Consider the following 16578-nt stretch of genomic DNA (forward strand, 5'->3'; position numbering starts at 1 on the left):
GGCGCTACTTCCTGTCCGTGACGAACCGGGCGACGGTGACGGAGCCGATGAACCCGATGAGCGAGATCGTGACGAGCAGCACGAGGTTGTCGAGGTGGCGGCCCATCACCATGTTCAGGACGAGCCCGGCCGCGATGATGGCGAGCACGACGTCGAGGGCGAGGACGCGGTCCAGGATGGACGGGCCGCGAACCGCCCGGGAGAGAGCCAGCAGGACGGCGACCGCGAGTATTCCACCGGCCACATATATTGCTGCCGTCATCGGGCGGTCTCCTCTGCTGCGAGTCGGTCCAGGTCGGCGCGGCTCCCCATGATCCGGATGAGCCAGATCTCCGTGGCGCGGACGGCCCGCCGGACGGCCTCGGCGTCCTCCGCGGACCGGATGTCGAGGCAGTGGAGGTAGAGCGTCGACGTCGATCGGTCGACCTCCAGCACGAGGGAACCCGGGATGAGCGAGATCGCATGGCCCGTGGCCGTGACGAGGAAGTCCGAGTGGCTGCGGAGGGACACGGCCACGACCGCGCTCCGGAGAGACGGCCCCCTCCTCACGGCCAGCCAGAACACCTGGGCACTGGCGACCACCAGCTGGTACAGGAACCGGCCGAGGAACGGGAGGACCCACAGCACGTTGAACCGGCCCGTCAGCTCGACCGGCGGCAGGTAGAAGACGTTCACGACGCCGTACGCGATGACGGCGCCGAACACGAGGGTGCCGGGGCTGAAGTCCTGCCACAGGGCACCCCACACGAGGACGAGCCAGATGACGAGTGGCAGCTCGGTGACGAGGGGGATGCGCTGGCGGCTCATCCGTCCGCTCCCGGCCCGAGGACGGCCTCGATGTACGGTGTCCGGTCGAGCATCTCCTGGGCTGCGTCGTCACTGAGCGTGAACAGGGGCCCGGCGAGGACCGTGAGGGCGAGGCCGAGGGCGACGAGGCCGATCGTCGGGCCCGTCATGGTGCGCGGCAGGAGCGTCACGGGATCCTTGCCGGCGAAGCGGCCGGTGTCCTCGCCCGTGACGTGGCGCGAGGTGCCGAGGCTGGAGCCGTCGGCCTTGCTCGCCAGCAGGATGGGGTCCGGGTCCTCGGCGTCGGCGGGGCTGCGCCAGAACGCACGGTTCCAGACCCGGGCCATGACGAGGAGGGTCAGCAGGCTCGTCAGCACGCCCCCGGCGACCAGCAGGTACGCGAGCGGGGTCCCGAGTTCCACGCCCGCCTGGATGAGCCCGAGCTTGCCGAGGAAGCCCGAGAACGGGGGGATCCCGGCGAGGTTCATGGCGGGCAGGAAGAACAGGACGCCGAGGAGCGGCGAGAGTTTCGCCAGGCCACCGAGGCGGTCCACGTTCGCCGTCCCGCCGCGGCGCTCGATCAGCCCGGTGACGAGGAAGAGGCTCGTCTGCACGGTGATGTGGTGGGCGACGTAGTAGACGGCGGCACCGAGTCCGATCCGCGAGGACAGGGCCAGCCCGAAGACCATGTAGCCGATGTGGCTGACGAGGGTGAAGGACAGGAGCCGCTTGATGTCCGCCTGGGCGAGCGCCCCGAGGATGCCCACCACCATCGTGAGCAGCGCGACGACCATGAGGAGGGAGTTGATGCGGTCGCCGGGGAAGAGCAGCGTCTCCACCCGGACCATCGCGTACACGCCCACCTTGGTCAGCAGGCCGGCGAACACGGCGGTGACCGGGGCCGGGGCCGTCGGGTAGGAGTCCGGCAGCCAGAAGGAGAGCGGGAAGACCGCGGCCTTGATGCCGAAGGCGACGAGGAGCATGAGGTGGAGCACCAGCTGCGTGGCGGGGTCCACCGTCTCCAGCTTCACCGCGAGATCGGCCATGTTGACCGTCCCGGTGGCACCGTAGATCATCGCGATACTGATGAGGAACAGCATGGAGGACACCACGCTGACGACGACGTACGTCACGCCCGCCCGGATGCGGGGTGCGGTGCCGCCGAGGGTCATGAGGACGTAGCTCGCGGTGAGCAGGATCTCGAAGCCGACGTACAGGTTGAAGAGATCGCCCGTCAGGAAGGCATTGGACACCCCGGCCACGAGGATCAGGTAGGTGGGGTGGAAGATCGAGACCGGCCCCTCCTCGTCGCCGTCGGCCATGCCCTGGCCGGCGGCATAGACCAGCACCGCGAGGCTGATGGCGGAGGACACCACGAGCATCAGGGCGGAGAACTGGTCCACCACGAGCACGATGCCGAACGGGGCCTCCCACCCGCCGAGCCTCACCGCGTGCGTCCCGGAGGACGGTGCGGCGAGCAGGATCACCACCTCGATGATCAGGGTCACGCCGAGGGTCGAGATGCTGACGACGCGCTGCGCCCGGGAATGGCGGATGAGCAGGAACGTGACGGCCGCCCCGAGGAACGGCAGGACGACGGCGAGGGGCGCCAGGTCGGCGGCGATCACAGGGCATTCCCCCGCCGGGGCACCCGGGCGGGGGGCCCGTCGTCACCGGGTGCTGTGCCTCCGGCGGGCGTCGCGGCGCTGCGGGCACCGGGCCCGTCCGCGTCGTCGAAGAACTCCGAGGTCTCGGCAACGACGTCGGCGTCGTCCTCCCAGTCGTAGCTGTCCTGGTCGGCGACGCGGAGATCCTCGGGATCGTCCTGCACGTCGTCCTCGCGCCCGAGGACCCATGAACGGTAGATGATGCCGAGCATGAATGCGGTGACGGCGAAGGTGATGACGATCGCCGTCAGGATGAGGGCCTGCGGGAGGCTGTCGGTGTACTCCTCGGCGGGGGTCCCGGAGACGTAGAGCGGCGACTTCCCGCCGCCCCCGCTCATCGCGAGGATCAGGATGTTCGCGCCGTTGCCGACGAGGATCAGGCCGAGCAGTACGCGGGTCAGGCTGCGTTCGAGCAGCAGGTAGATCCCGGCGGCGAAGAACGCGGCCATGAGCACGATCAGCGTGAGGTTGACGGTCATGGCTGGGCTCCTTCGGCGGCGGGCGGGACGAGGGCGTCGGACCCGGGGTCCTCCTCGACGGGCCCGTCCGCCTCGCTGCGCTCGTCGATCTCCGAGCCCAGGCTGCGCAGGACGTCGAGGACGAGGCCGACGACGATGATGTACACCCCGATGTCGAAGATGGTGGACGTCACGAACTTCACGTCCCCGAAGACCGGCAGCCAGAACTCGAGGATGTAGCTCTCCAGGACCGCACCACCGATCAGCAGGGGCGCGGCCGCGGTGAGGGAGACGATCGCCAGCCCGACACCGAGCAGGGTGCCGGCGCTGACCGGGCTGGCTTCGGCCAGTTCGAACCGGCCGCCCGCCAGGTACCGGATGGCGAGGGCGAGCCCCGCGGTGAGACCGCCTGCGAAGCCGCCGCCGGGCAGGTTGTGACCGGCGACGAGCAGGTAGACGGAGAGCACGATGACGGTGTGGAACAGCAGCCGTGTGATGACCTCGAAGATGATCGACCGGCGCTCGGGGGCGAGGGTGCGCCCGGCCACGAGCCAGGGGTCGCGGGGGACGTCGGTGAACCGCGCGGCGAGCTCCCGGGCGGCGCCTGCCCGGCCGCCGGCGTCCAGCGGCTCCTGGCCGCGGTCCACCGACCCGTCCTCGACGCCGTGGGCCCGGTGACGCTTGTCGCCGCGCCCGCGGATGAAGATGAGGCTCGCGATCCCGGTCGCGGCGATCGCCAGGACGGTGATCTCGCCGAAGGTGTCCCAGGCCCGGATGTCGACGAGCAGGACATTGACGGCGTTGGCGCCGCCACCGTCGTCGTAGGCCAGCCCCGGGTAGGCCAGGGAGACGGGCGCGGCGTTGCGGGATGCCATGGCGGACATCGCGATCACGGCCATGATGCCGCCGAACGCCAGGCCGAGCCCGGCCCGCAGGAGTCGATGCCGGCTCCCGGCGCGGTTCCAGAGCCGGGCCGGGAGGGAGCGCAGCGCGAGCACGAACGCCACCAGCACGATCGTCTCGACGAGCATCTGGGTGAGCGCCAGGTCGGGGGCGCCGTGCAGCGCGAAGATCGCAGCCATCCCGTACCCGGTGATCCCGACCATCAGGACGGCCATGAACCGCTTGGTGGACCGGAGCGCCGCCAGGATGCCGATGATGATGACGATCGCGGCGACGACCTGCGCGGGCGACTCGGCGATCCGGATGTCCGAGGGCAGGGGGGCGTCGAAGAGGATGAGCGCGGCGAGCGGGGTGACGACGGCCGTCGTCAGGATGACGAAGAGGTAGAAGGACAGCGAGCCGCGCTGCGTACGCCCCGTGACCCACACGGCGACGTCGTCGAGGACGCCGATCAGCGAGCGGTAGACCACCTCCGCCTCGCGGACCGTCGGGACGCCGTCCTGCAGCCGCGCGAACGGCGCGCGCAGCAGATACAGCGCGGTGCCGCCCACGAGGGTGACGGCCGAGAGCAGCAGCGGCAGTGTGAAGCCGTGCCACAGGGCCAGGTACGGCGCCTCCCCCTCGCCGGGGAACAGGGCGGCGTACGGCTGGACCACGGCGTCCAGCGGTGCCGGCCAGAGCCCGAACAGCACGGTGGCGACCGCGAGCACGGCGGGCGCCAGCAGGAAGGAGGTGCGGACGTGCTCGAACGGGGTCTGCGGGCGGCCGTGCTTCAGGGCGAAGGCACCCCACACGAAGCGCGCGCTGTAGGCGAAGGTGAGGATGGACCCGAGGACGACGCCGCCGAGCAGGAGGGTGCCGGCGGTCCCGTCCTCGGCGCGGTGGACGAACGCCTCCAGGACGGACTCCTTCGCCACGAAGCCCAGCAGCGGCGGCACGCCTGCCATGGAGCCGGCGGCGACGAGCGCGACGGCGAACAGGGCGGGCGACGTCGAGCCGACCCCGGACAGGACCCGCAGGTCGCGTGTGCCGGACTGGTGGTCGATGATGCCGACCACCAGGAAGAGCGTGGCCTTGAAGAACCCGTGCGCCAGGAGCAGCCCGAGACCCGCGACGGCGCCGTCGGGCCCGCCGAGGCCGACCACCATGGTCAGGAAGCCGAGCTGGCTGACCGTCCCGTAGGCCAGCACGAGCTTGAGGTCGAACTGCCGCAGCGCGCGCCAGCCCCCGATCAGCATGGTGGCCATCCCGAGCCCGAAGATGACGGGGTACCAGAACGTGGTCTCCGCGAACCCGGGGGCGAAGCGCGCCACGAGGAAGACGCCCGCCTTCACCATCGCGGCCGCGTGCAGGTAGGCGCTGACGGGGGTGGGCGCGGCCATGGCCCCGGGCAGCCAGAAATGGAAGGGGACGAGCGCCGACTTGGTGATGGCACCCACCAGCACGAGTCCGATGGCGACGTCGATCAGCAGCCCGCCGGCCGTGAGGGTCCCGGCGTCGGCCATGATCTCGGAGATGCGGTAGGTCCCGGCCTCCTGCCCGAGGACGACCAGGCCCACGAGCATCGCCAGGCCTCCGAACGTCGTGACGATCAGCGCCTGCAGTGCCGAGCGCCGGGCGGAGAGCCGCTGCCGCGAGTAGCCGATGAGCAGGTAGGACAGGATCGTGGTCAGTTCCCAGAAGATGAACATGAGGATCAGGTCATCGGCGGTGACCAGCCCGAACATCGCGGCGGCGAAGGCGAGGAGCTGGGCGCCGAACGCGCCCACGTCGGGATCGTCGTTCTTGAAGTAGCGCGCGCAGTAGAAGAGGACGAGGGCCCCGACGCCGAGGATCAGGATGCACAGGACCGCCGCGAGGGCGTCGAGCCGGAAGGCGAGCTCGAGCTGCAGTGCGGGGATCCAGGGGACGGTGAGCGACGGCGGTGCCCCGGGGCTGCCGTTCGGCGCCTGCTGGTCGGCGGCCATGACGTCCGGGAGCCGGGTCAGGAGCCAGACGAAGCCGGCGGCGGGGGCTGCGGCGAGGACGAAGAAGGCCGAACGGCCGAACCGGGAGAAGAGGACGGGCGCCCCGAGTGCCAGCGCGAACATCGCGAGGAGCACGGTGAGCATGAAGGTCTCGATCTTCCGCTGGGGGACGGTCGGGCTGCAGCCAGTCTATCGGGCGCATTGCTTGAGGGTTCCACTATCCCCTCCGGCGGGTGCTGGGACGCGGGGTGCGGGACCCGGGCCTGCGCCTCGCCGTGACGGGGATCACGCGGCGCTAGCATTCACCGTATGAGCACTCGTGAGCCACTTCCGCTTCCGGCCGAGGCACCCGCTCCCGCGCCCCCCGGGTCCGGCCGCATCTTCAGCCGGCCCGTCCTGGCCTGGGCGTCGTGGGACTGGGGATCGGCCGCCTTCAACGCCGTGATGACGACCTTCGTGTTCACGGTCTACCTCACCTCCGACGCGTTCGGCGGCGAGGAACGCGCCTCGCAGGTGCTGGGGTGGGGCCTCGCTGCCGCGGGGCTGCTCATCGCACTGCTCGCCCCGGTCACCGGCCAGCGCTCCGACAGCGGGGGCCGCCGGAAGCTGTGGCTCGGGGTGAACAGCGGGATCGTCGCCGTCCTGACCGCCCTGTGCTTCTTCGTCTCCCCCAGCCCGGAGATGCTGATCCTCGGGGTCGCGCTGATCGCCGCGGCGAACATCTTCTTCGAGTTCGCGGGCGTCAACTACAACGCGATGCTCACGCAGATCTCGACGCCGGCCACGATCGGACGCGTCAGCGGGTTCGGCTGGGCCATGGGCTACGTGGGCGGCATCGTGGCCCTCGTCGTGGTCCTCGTCGTGTTCATCCAGCCCGTCGTCGACTGGCCGGGGGCGTCGAGCGAGAACGGGCTGAACATCCGCCTCGTGGCCGTCTTCTCGGCGCTGTGGTTCGCGGCTTTCGCCCTGCCCGTGCTCCTCACCGTGCCGGAGGTCCCCCGGAAGGCCCGGGCCGCGCAGCTGCCCTTCCTCGCCTCCTACGGCCTGCTCCTGCGCCGGGTGAAGGCCATCTACCGCGAGAGCCCGCACACCCTCTACTTCCTGCTGGCCAGCGCCATCTTCAGGGACGGACTCGCGGCGGTGTTCACCTTCGGCGGCATCCTGGCGGCGGGCACCTTCGGCTTCTCCACCAGCATGGTGATCGTCTTCGCCATCGCGGCGAACGTCATCGCCGCGATCGGGGCTGTGGTCGGCGGGTTCCTCGACGACCGCATCGGACCCAAGCGGGTCATCATCGGCGCCCTGGTCGGCCTGCTCCTGGCGGGGACGGCCATCCTCGTCCTCGGAACGGGATCGTATTCCTTCTTCGGCATGGAGTGGACCGCGGACACGACGTTCTGGGTGTTCGGCCTGCTGCTGACGCTCTTCGTCGGCCCGGCGCAGTCGTCGTCCCGCGGGTATCTCGCGCGCCTCGCCCCGGTGGGGGACGAGGGAGAACTGTTCGGCCTCTACGCGACGACGGGGCGGGCCGTCAGCTTCCTGGCGCCCACGCTCTTCGCGCTGTGCATCGGCATCTTCGGCGCGCAGCTCTACGGCGTGGTCGGGATCCTCGTCGTCCTGCTCGCGGGGCTCCTCGTCCTGCTCCCGGTCAAGCCACCGTCGCAGGTGGCGCGCGCCGTCGTACCCGAGGCCTGAACGGCCGCCGGATCAGATGCCGGTGCGGTGGAAGTTCAGGTGGCTGCGCGACGCCGTCGGGCCCCGCTGCCCCTGGTAGCGGTTCCCGTACTCGCCCGAGCCGTAGGGGTGCTCCGCGGGGGACGTGAGCTTGAAGAAGCACAGCTGGCCGATCTTCGAGCCCGGCCACAGCTTGATCGGCAGGGTGGCCATATTGGACAGCTCGAGGGTCACGTGGCCGGAGAACCCGGGATCGATGAACCCGGCCGTGGAGTGGGTGAGCAGCCCGAGCCGGCCGAGCGAGGACTTGCCCTCGAGGCGCGCGGCGATGTCGTCGGGCAGGGTCACCGTCTCGTAGGTGGAGCCGAGGACGAACTCGCCGGGGTGCAGGATGAACGGCTCGTCGGGCGCCACCTCGACCAGGCGGGTGAGCTCCGGCTGGTCCTCGGCGGGGTCGATGTGTGCGTACTTGTGGTTGTCGAAGAGCCGGAAGTATCGGTCGATGCGGACGTCGACGCTGGAGGGCTGCACCATCGCGGGATCGTGCGGGTCGAGGACGATCCGCTGGGCTGCCAGTTCTGCTCGGATGTCGCGGTCGGAGATCAGCACCGTCCAAAGTTACCAGTCCGGCGCGTGTCTCCCGGCGGCGATCAGCGTCCGATCTCGGTGCGCACGGCGAAGAGTTCGGGGAAGAACGTGAGCTCGAGGGCGCGCTGCAGGAAGCCGACACCGGAGGACCCGCCCGTCCCCGCCTTGAACCCGATGGTCCGCGCGACGGTCTTGAGGTGCCGGAAACGCCACAGCTGGAAGTTGTCCTCGAGGTCGACGAGCTCCTCGCATGCCTCGTAGACGTCCCAGTGACCCGCGGCATCCTCGTAGACCTGCTTGTAGACCGCGACGAGCGCGGGGGTGAACTCGTGGGCCAGCCGGACGTCGCGGGCGAGCAGGTCCTCGGGGACGGCGTATCCGCGCCGGGCCAGGAGGGCGATGAACTCGTCGTAGACGCTGCTCGTCGCCAGCAGTTCCGCGAGCAGGGCGCGCGCCGCCGGGTCGGCGTCGAACACCTCGATCATGGCGGCGTTCTTGTTGCCGAGCAGGAACTCGACGGCGCGGTACTGGTAGGACTGGAAGCCGCTCGAGGACCCGAGGTCCCCGCGGAACTCCGCGTACTCGGACGGCGTCAGGGTCGCCAGGACGGACCACTGCTCCGTCAGCGAGCGCTGGATGTGCTTGATGCGGGCGATGCCCTTCATCGCCGCCCGCAGGTCGTCGGCCCGCAGGTGCAGGCGGACGGCGCGGAGTTCGTGGAGCACGAGCTTCAGCCACAGCTCCGAGGTCTGGTGCTGGATGATGAACAGCATCTCGTCGTGGTGTTCCGGGGAGCTGACGGGGTGCTGGGCGTCGAGCAGCCTGTCCAGCCCGAGGTACGAGCCGTAGCTCATCCTGTCCGAGAAGTCCCGCTCGATGCCCTGCTCCAGGTCGCGGGTGTTCCGCTCCACGCTCATGCGGCCAAGCCTACGTGCCGTGCCGTGCTGCGGGAATGTCGGCCCGTCGGCCTACCGTGGGGACCAGTCGAAGGAGGCCCCCTTGCAGCGCATCCACTGCAGCATCGTCCCGCCGCACCTGCTCACCCGCCTGGCCGGTCTGCGGGACACGCGGCATGCGGCCGCCGCGGAGGCGGCCAGGCACGCCCTGCTCGAACTCGACCCCCTCCGGCTCGCCCGTGCCGAGGCCTTGCGGGCACCCGTCCGGCGCGGGTCCGCCGTCGCCGGGACGCTGACGCGCCGCGTGTACGACGCCGGCGGCAGGGAGGAGCTCCCCGGCTCCCTGGTGCGGGGCGAAGGAGCCGCGGCGACGGGAGACCCGGCGGCCGACGAGGCCTACGACGGGCTCGGATCCACCTACCGGCTGTTCAGCGAGGAGTACGGGCGCGCGTCCATCGACGGTGCGGGCAAAGCGCTCGAAGCCTCGGTGCATTACGGGACCGGCTACGACAACGCCTTCTGGGACGGCGACCGCATGGTCTTCGGCGACGGCGACGGCGAGATCTTCGGCCGCTTCACGGCGTCGCTCACGGTCATCAGCCACGAGCTCGCCCATGGTTTCACGCAGTACTCGACGAACCTCGAGTACCAGAACCAGTCCGGGGCGCTGAACGAATCGATCTCGGACGTCTTCGGGGTGCTCGTGGAGCAGCGGCAACTCGGGCAGGATGCCGCCGCGGCGTCCTGGCTCGTGGGTGCCGGCATCTTCACGGCGGCGGTGCAGGGCGTCGCCCTGCGGTCGCTCCGGGCGCCCGGGACCGCGTACGACGACGACGTCCTGGGCAGGGATCCGCAACCGGCGATCATGGCGGATTACGTGGAGACGGTGTCGGACAACGGCGGGGTGCACATCAACTCGGGGATCCCCAACCACGCCTTCTACCTCGCCGCCACCGCACTGGGCGGCCGCGCCTGGGAGGGGGCGGGGCGCATCTGGTACGACGCCATCCTCAGCGGCGGCATCCCGCCGGACTGCGATTTCCCGACGTTCGCCGCCGCGACGCGGGACGCCGCCGCCGTGCAGTTCGGGACCGGCAGTCGCGAGGCGGGCGCCGTCGCCGACGCGTGGACCGCCGTGGGCGTCCTGCCGTGAGGATCGAGATCACCCGGTCGGGCGGCATCGGCGGGATCACCAGGACGTGGAGCCTCGAGGTCAGCCGGGCGGAGGCCGAGCAGCGGTGGCTGCCGCTCGCCGAGGCGGAGGAGGCCTCCGGGGAGGGGTTCGGGGAGGGGGACACCGATCCGCCGGCGCCCGACGCCGCGCGGGACCGCTTCACCTACCGCATCACCGTCGGTTACACCGAGGTCTCCGTCCCCGAGAGCAGGCTCGCGGAGCCCTGGCGGGAACTCATCGAGCGGGCCAGGGCGGCGGCGCGGAGCGCGCCCGAGGCGGACCCCGGTCCAGCGCTCGATGCAGCCCCTGATGCGGCCCCTGATGCGGCGTCCGGCGCGGTCCCCGGCACAACCCCTGGCGGGGCGACCGCACCGGGCTCGGACGGCTCCCCGGGGGCGGGGCACGGCACGCCCCGAGAACTGTTGTAAGGTGATGGAGCGGTTCCAGACGCCGTGCGGGCGTAGCTCAATGGTAGAGCGCTAGCTTCCCAAGCTCGATACGCGGGTTCGATTCCCGTCGCCCGCTCCCTTCCGTCCCGGCCGGGCCTTCGAGGCCGCCGCGTGTGCCGCAGGACACCCTGGCGACCGGCCCGCGCACGGCCTCATCGGCAGTATCCTTGAGTCGATGAATCGCACATTGTTCAAGTCGAAAATCCACCGCGCCACGGTCACGCACGCGGACCTGCACTACGTCGGCTCGGTCACCGTGGACCTCGACCTGCTCGAAGCCGCCGACATCCTGCCCGGCGAACTCGTGTCGATCGTCGACATCACCAACGGTGCCCGGCTCGAGACGTACACCATCGCCGGCGTCCGGGGATCCGGGGTGATCGGCATCAACGGAGCCGCAGCGCACCTCGTGCAGCGCGGTGACCTGGTCATCCTCATCACCTACGCGCAGATGACCACCGAGGAGGCCCGCGCGTTCACGCCCACGGTCGTCCACGTCGATGCGGCCAACCGGATCATCGAATCGGGCACCGATCCGGCCGAGGCCGTCGCGGAGGGCGTCCGGCGCCCGCCGTTCGCCCTCGACAACACCACCGCCTCTGCCTGAGCCGCCCTACACCTCCGGCCGCACCATCCGGGCTGCCGCCTCCCGTCGCGTAACACCAGCATGCTGCCTAGCGCTTCCTGCCCACAGGGCATAGGGTCGAAAAGCAAGCTTGCTTAGGCTGTCGATTCGATCGAACCGTCAGCCGGGCTGTCTACGAGGATGTGGAGGCTCGGTACGAATGCCGACTAGTCGAAGAACGCGCAATTCCGTGAAGGGCCGTCCGAAGGCCGCCGTCCTGGCCGGCCTGGTGATCGGCACGATGGCCATGAGCGGGTGTGGGCCCGCGGAGGCCGACAACAGCCTGACCTGGTACATCAACCCCGACGCCGGGGGCCAGGCGGCAATCGCCCAGAAATGCAGTGACGAGTCCGGTGGCCGCTACCGCATCGAGACGTCGCTCCTGCCGAGCGACGCCGCCTCGCAGCGCGAACAGCTCGCCCGGCGCCTCGCCGCGGGGGACACGTCGCTCGACATCATGAGCCTCGATCCCCCGTTCATCGCCGAACTCGCCGAGCCGGGCTTCCTCGCTCCCGTTCCCGACGACGTCGCCGCGGCCACCACCGAGAACGTCGTCGAGGGCGCCCTGGCCGGGGCCACCTGGAAGGACGAACTCGTCACCGTCCCGTTCTGGGCCAATACGCAGATCCTGTGGTACCGGAAGTCGGTCGCCGAGGCCGCGGGCCTCGACATGTCGAAGCCGGTCACGTGGGAGCAGATCATGGAGGCCGCCCGGAGCCAGGAGAAGAGCCTCGGGGTGCAGGGTGCCCAGGCCGAATCGATGACCGTGTGGGTGAACGCGCTCATCGAATCCGCGGGCGGATCCATCATCGTGGACCCCGAGGCGACCGCCGAGACGATCGAACTCGGCCTGGATTCCGACGCCGGCGTCGCCGCGGCCGAGGTGATCTCCACGATCGGCGAGGACGGCCTCGGCGGTCCCGGCCTCCCGACGCAGGACGAGAACGGTTCGCTCATCGCCTTCCAGGGCGATTCCGGCTCCTTCATGGTCAACTACCCGTTCGTCTGGCCCGCCACCAACGGGGCCGTCGAAGCGGGCACGCTGGACCAGGCGGTCCTGGACGACATCGGTTGGGGCATCTTCCCGCGGATGTCCGCGGACCAGGAGTCCGCGCCACCGCTGGGCGGCATCAACCTCGCCGTCGGCGCCAAGAGCGACAACCCCGAACTGGCGTACGAAGCCATCCAGTGCATCGTCTCCGTGGAGAACCAGGCGGAGTACTTCGTGACGAACGGCAACCCGCCGGCGAACACGGAGGCCTACGAGGACCCGCGGATCGCGGAGTCCTTCCCCATGGCGGACACGATCAGGGATTCCCTCCAGGTGGCGGCACCGCGCCCGCAGACACCCTTCTACAACGAGGTATCCACCGGCATCCAGCAGACCTGGGCGCCGCCCGCAGGCGTCGACCCGGAGAGCACTCCGGAGACGTCGAGCGACTTCATCACTTCGGTCCTCAGAGGGGAGCAACTCCTGTGACCTCCGCCATCCCAGCGAGAACAACGACGGCGGCCTCCGCCGAGCCAGGCCCGCGGCTCGACCCGGGCAAGGGCAGCGGCAACGGCAACGGCAAGAAGCCCCGCAAGCAGTACAGCGATCGGGCGCGGGCGGAACGACGGCTCGGGTGGATACTCGCCGGACCGGCGTTCATCATCATGCTGCTGGTCACCCTGTACCCGATCCTGCAGGCGGTCTACGACTCCCTGTTCCAGTTCCGCCTCACGGCGCCGGACGAGCGGGCCTTCATCGGCCTGGAGAACTACGCCGTGATCCTCACCGACCCGGTCTGGTGGAGCGGGCTGAGGACCACGGTGTTCATCACCGTGGTCACCGTGCTCGTCGAACTCGTCCTCGGTTTCGCCCTCGCACTCGTGATGCACAAGGCCCTGAAGTCCGTCCGTGGGCTGCTGCGCACGGCGATCCTCGTGCCGTACGGCATCATCACCGTGGTGTCGGCGTTCGCCTGGTTCTACGCGTTCGACATCAACTCCGGCTACGTGAACAACTGGTTCGACTGGCTGCCCGGCATCGACGAGAACCTCAACTGGTTCGCCCAGGGCGGCACCGCCCTGTTCGTCATCATGGCCTCCGAGATCTGGAAGACCACGCCGTTCATCTCCCTGCTGCTCCTCGCGGGCCTCGCTCAGGTCCCGGACGAGCTCACCGAGGCGGCGAAGGTCGACGGCGCCACCTGGTGGGAGCAGATGCGCAAGGTCATCATTCCCAACATGAAGGCCGCGATCATGGTCGCGGTGCTGTTCAGGGCACTGGACGCGTTCCGGATCTTCGACAACGTGTTCATCATGACCAACGGCGCCTACGGCACGGAAGTGCTGTCGCTGCTCGCCTACCGCCAGTCGATCAGCAGACTCGAGATAGGCCTCGGATCCGCCGTGTCCGTCCTCCTGTTCCTCTGCGTCCTGCTGATCTGCTTCGTGGCGATCAAGCTGTTCAAGGTCGATCTCGCCGGATCGCAGGGAGGAAAGTAATGACCAACAACAGCACCAGGCACAAGGTTCTGTGGGCGATCGTCTCCGTCCTCGTGATCGTCTACGCCCTGTTCCCCGTCCTCTCGATCCTCGCGACGTCCTTCAAGGCGCCCAGTGATCTCACGAGCGGCAAGTTCCTCCCGTCGTCGGGCACGGCCACGACGAGCAACTACGAGCAGATCCTGGTCGGCGACGCCCAGGGCCTGTTCCTCTCGGCGCTGCGCAACTCCGTCGGCATCGCCCTGATCGCGACGTTCATCGCCGTCGTGCTCGCCACGCTGTGCGCCTACGCGATCGCCCGCCTGGACTTCCCCGGCAAGAAGCTGATCCTCACCACGGCGCTGGCCGTCTCGATCTTCCCCGTGATCTCGATCGTGACACCGCTGTTCAACCTGTGGCGCACGATCGGCCTCTACGACACCTGGCTCGGCCTCATCATCCCGTACCTCTCGCTCACCCTGCCCATCTCCATCTGGACCCTCGCCGCGTTCTTCCGGCAGATCCCGTGGGAGCTGGAGCAGGCCGCCCAGGTGGACGGGGCGACGACGTGGCAGGCGTTCCGCAAGGCGATCGTGCCGCTGGCGGCGCCGGGCGTGTTCACGACGGCGATCATCGCGTTCTTCATCGCGTGGAACGACTTCGTCTACGGCATCTCGCTGACCTCGACCGAGGCGGCCCGCCCCGTTCCGGCGGCGCTCGCGTTCTTCACCGGCGCCTCACAGTTCGAGGCACCCACGGGAGCCATCTCGGCGGCCGCGATCATCGTCACGATCCCTGTCGTCCTGCTGGTCCTGCTCTTCCAACGCCAGATCGTCTCAGGCCTGACCTCGGGCGCCGTCAAGGGCTAACGCCCCCGGTTCAAGTAAAGGATTCGCACCATGGCTTCAATCACCCTCAACCACCTGGTCAAGAAATACGGCGACGGGTTCCCCGCCGTCAACGACATCAGCATCGACATCGCCGACGGCGAGTTCATCATCCTGGTCGGCCCGTCCGGCTGCGGGAAGTCCACGCTGCTGCGCATGATCGTGGGCCTCGAGGACATCACGGAGGGCGACCTCCTGATCGACGGGCAGCGCGTGAACGACAAGGCGCCCCGCGACCGCAACCTCGCGATGGTGTTCCAGAACTACGCCCTGTACCCCCACCTGACGGTGTACGAGAACATCGCGTTCCCGCTGCGCCTGGCCAAGGGCAAGCACACCGAGGAGCAGGTGGACAAGCTCGTCACCGAGGCCGCGGCAACCCTGGAACTCACCGACCACCTGCAGCGCAAACCCGCGAACCTCTCCGGTGGGCAGCGGCAGCGCGTCGCCATGGGCCGGGCGATCGTCCGGCAGGCGGACGCCTTCCTCTTCGACGAGCCGCTGTCCAACCTCGACGCCAAGCTCCGCGGCCAGATGCGGTCCGAGATCTCGCAGATGCAGCGGCGCCTCGGCGTCACATCGGTCTACGTCACCCACGACCAGACCGAGGCCATGACGCTGGGCGATCGCGTGGCCGTCCTCAAGAAGGGCGAACTGCAGCAGATCGCCTCACCGCGCGAGCTGTACGAGCAGCCGGTGAACCTCTTCGTCGCCGGCTTCATCGGTTCGCCGTCGATGAACTTCCTGCCCGCAACCCTGGAGGGCACCACGCTCAGGACCGCCATCGGCGACCTCCAGATCCCGCAGGAGAAGGCGCAGAAGGCCGCCGGCAAGAGGGTCGTCCTCGTGGGCGTCCGGCCGGAGTTCTTCGAGGACGCCAAGCTGGTCGAGGACAGCAAGCGACCCCACGGATCGACCTTCGCGGCGACCCTGACGCATACCGAGTGGCTCGGCAACGAGCAGTACGGGTACATCAACTTCGACCCGGCACCGGAGATGCGGGAACTGCTCAACAGCCTCGCCCGGGAGATGGACGCCGACGAGCTGCGCCCGCAGGTCGTCGTCACCCTCGACGCGTCGAGCCGGATCCGGGGCGGGCGCGAGTCGGAGCTCTGGGTGGACACCCGGAAGCTCCATCTCTTCGACGCCGAGTCCGGGGAGAACCTGACGCGTGACGTAGAGGCCGGTGCCGCGCTGACCCGCGAGGCCGCCGAGGAGCGCGCCGAGGAGATCGCGACCGCCCAGCAGGCCGACGGCCGGGGGGACGGCAGCGGATTCGGGGGCCCCAACGGGGCGCCCGGCGGCCGGGACGCGGCCACGGTCGACGCCGGCCGGACCGGTGGCGCGACGGCGGCAGGCGGCAAGCACGCCGACGGCTGACACGGAGCCGCGCGCGGCCGCACGGGCGCCCGCCGCAGGACCACCGGACAGGACCGGCGCCCGGGAGGGTGCCGGTCCTGCTGTGTAGTCTGGCCCTATGGTCGAACACGACGGCGCCGCCCGGGTCACCGCCATGAGCGCCGGATACGTCGTCGACGGACCGGGGCGGGGCCTCTCCCACGGGAAGGCGCACGGACGCTTCGGCACCAGCCCCCGCAGGCCGCGGTACTGACGCGATGCGCCGTGCGGCCGGGCCCCGATCATGCTGATCGAGATCGTCAGTTCCACCCTCGTCGTGCTGGGGCTGGTGCTGCTCGCCGCCGCGCTCGTCGTCCGGCTCGTGTACGGCTCCTGGACGAAGACGCAGGCCATCACGTTCGAGCACGAGGGACACCCCTACCTGCGCTGGCACGACCACCGCTTCCGCATCGTCGAGGCCCTGTGGTCCAGCGGCTCGCGACGACGGCGTGGCCGGGTCCCCGCCCCTCCCCCGCTGCCCCCGGGTCAGGACGTCACCATGTTCTACTCGGCCCGCCATCCCACCCACTGGTCGCTCGAGGAACCGTATCGCGGCTCACGGCTGATCGCCGTCGTCGGGCTCGTGTGCGCCGTCGCCGGCGCCGCCCTGGGCTTCCTGCCCGGCTGACCCCGGGGC

Annotated in this window: 17 protein-coding genes and 1 tRNA gene; 11 read left to right on the top strand and 7 right to left on the bottom strand. The window is 69.8% G+C overall.

What is annotated here, in order from left to right; genetic code table 11:
• Window positions 1–4: 4 nt before the first annotated feature.
• Genes ACX80P_RS10260 through ACX80P_RS10280 form a run of 5 tightly spaced genes read right to left on the bottom strand, consistent with a single transcriptional unit; the run spans window position 5 to window position 5925 of the window.
• The gene (locus ACX80P_RS10260; protein ID WP_459277972.1) at window positions 5–262 is read right to left on the bottom strand and encodes an MrpF/PhaF family protein; all 258 of its coding nucleotides are present in this window, start codon (window positions 260–262) and stop codon (window positions 5–7) included.
• A complete protein-coding gene (locus tag ACX80P_RS10265) occupies window positions 259–807 on the bottom strand; it encodes a Na+/H+ antiporter subunit E (RefSeq protein WP_459277973.1) in 549 nt (182 codons plus the stop codon). The genes ACX80P_RS10260 and ACX80P_RS10265 overlap by 4 nt, the downstream gene beginning before the upstream one ends.
• A complete protein-coding gene (locus tag ACX80P_RS10270; protein WP_459277974.1) occupies window positions 804–2414 on the bottom strand; it encodes a Na+/H+ antiporter subunit D in 1611 nt (536 codons plus the stop codon). Before ACX80P_RS10270 ends, ACX80P_RS10265 begins: the two co-directional genes overlap by 4 nt.
• Entirely contained in the window at window positions 2411–2932 is a 522-nt protein-coding gene (locus tag ACX80P_RS10275; protein ID WP_459277975.1) for a Na(+)/H(+) antiporter subunit C, read from the bottom strand. Before ACX80P_RS10275 ends, ACX80P_RS10270 begins: the two co-directional genes overlap by 4 nt.
• The gene (locus tag ACX80P_RS10280; RefSeq protein ID WP_459277976.1) at window positions 2929–5925 is read right to left on the bottom strand and encodes a Na+/H+ antiporter subunit A; all 2997 of its coding nucleotides are present in this window, start codon (window positions 5923–5925) and stop codon (window positions 2929–2931) included. The genes ACX80P_RS10275 and ACX80P_RS10280 overlap by 4 nt, the downstream gene beginning before the upstream one ends.
• Window positions 5926–6090: 165 nt before the next feature.
• Here ACX80P_RS10280 and ACX80P_RS10285 point away from each other — a divergent pair, with 165 nt between their 5' ends.
• Window positions 6091–7476, top strand: a complete 1386-nt coding sequence (locus ACX80P_RS10285) for an MFS transporter (protein ID WP_459277977.1) — start codon at window positions 6091–6093, stop codon at window positions 7474–7476.
• Between the two features lie 12 nt (window positions 7477–7488).
• Here ACX80P_RS10285 and dcd read toward each other — a convergent pair whose 3' ends face one another.
• Together dcd and ACX80P_RS10295 are read right to left on the bottom strand one after the other, a co-directional pair.
• Window positions 7489–8064 carry a dCTP deaminase gene (gene dcd / locus ACX80P_RS10290; RefSeq protein ID WP_459277978.1) on the bottom strand — a complete coding sequence of 192 codons (576 nt, stop codon included), beginning with the start codon at window positions 8062–8064 and terminating at the stop codon, window positions 7489–7491.
• Window positions 8065–8105: 41 nt separating this feature from the next.
• Window positions 8106–8960, bottom strand: coding sequence for a tryptophan 2,3-dioxygenase (locus tag ACX80P_RS10295; RefSeq protein ID WP_459277979.1), 855 nt, complete (start codon window positions 8958–8960; stop codon window positions 8106–8108).
• 91 nt (window positions 8961–9051) lie between these two features.
• On the opposite strand from ACX80P_RS10295, the gene ACX80P_RS10300 reads away from it, so the two are divergent.
• From ACX80P_RS10300 to ACX80P_RS10345, 10 genes are all read left to right on the top strand, one after another.
• A complete protein-coding gene (locus ACX80P_RS10300) occupies window positions 9052–10092 on the top strand; it encodes a M4 family metallopeptidase (protein ID WP_459278200.1) in 1041 nt (346 codons plus the stop codon).
• Window positions 10089–10541, top strand: a complete 453-nt coding sequence (locus ACX80P_RS10305) for a protealysin inhibitor emfourin (RefSeq protein ID WP_459277980.1) — start codon at window positions 10089–10091, stop codon at window positions 10539–10541. Before ACX80P_RS10300 ends, ACX80P_RS10305 begins: the two co-directional genes overlap by 4 nt.
• Before the next feature lie 26 nt (window positions 10542–10567).
• Window positions 10568–10638: transfer RNA gene (locus ACX80P_RS10310), tRNA-Gly, on the top strand.
• A gap of 99 nt (window positions 10639–10737) precedes the next feature.
• A complete protein-coding gene (gene panD / locus ACX80P_RS10315) occupies window positions 10738–11169 on the top strand; it encodes an aspartate 1-decarboxylase (RefSeq protein WP_459277981.1) in 432 nt (143 codons plus the stop codon).
• Between the two features lie 259 nt (window positions 11170–11428).
• Window positions 11429–12667 carry an extracellular solute-binding protein gene (locus ACX80P_RS10320; protein WP_459278201.1) on the top strand — a complete coding sequence of 413 codons (1239 nt, stop codon included), beginning with the start codon at window positions 11429–11431 and terminating at the stop codon, window positions 12665–12667.
• On the top strand, window positions 12664–13677 hold the full coding sequence (locus tag ACX80P_RS10325) for a carbohydrate ABC transporter permease (RefSeq protein WP_459277982.1): 1014 nt from the start codon (window positions 12664–12666) through the stop codon (window positions 13675–13677). Before ACX80P_RS10320 ends, ACX80P_RS10325 begins: the two co-directional genes overlap by 4 nt.
• On the top strand, window positions 13677–14525 hold the full coding sequence (locus ACX80P_RS10330) for a carbohydrate ABC transporter permease (RefSeq protein WP_459277983.1): 849 nt from the start codon (window positions 13677–13679) through the stop codon (window positions 14523–14525). Before ACX80P_RS10325 ends, ACX80P_RS10330 begins: the two co-directional genes overlap by 1 nt.
• 30 nt (window positions 14526–14555) lie before the next feature.
• Window positions 14556–15923 (top strand): ABC transporter ATP-binding protein, encoded by a 1368-nt coding sequence (locus ACX80P_RS10335; protein WP_459277984.1) that lies wholly within the window; start codon window positions 14556–14558, stop codon window positions 15921–15923.
• 97 nt (window positions 15924–16020) lie between these two features.
• The gene (locus ACX80P_RS10340; RefSeq protein WP_459277985.1) at window positions 16021–16155 is read left to right on the top strand and encodes a hypothetical protein; all 135 of its coding nucleotides are present in this window, start codon (window positions 16021–16023) and stop codon (window positions 16153–16155) included.
• A 30-nt stretch (window positions 16156–16185) separates the two neighbouring features.
• Window positions 16186–16569: a hypothetical protein gene (locus ACX80P_RS10345; RefSeq protein WP_459277986.1), complete on the top strand. Its 384-nt coding sequence runs from the start codon at window positions 16186–16188 to the stop codon at window positions 16567–16569.
• Window positions 16570–16578 lie beyond the last annotated feature (9 nt).

The organism is Arthrobacter arabinosi, assembly GCF_054511115.1.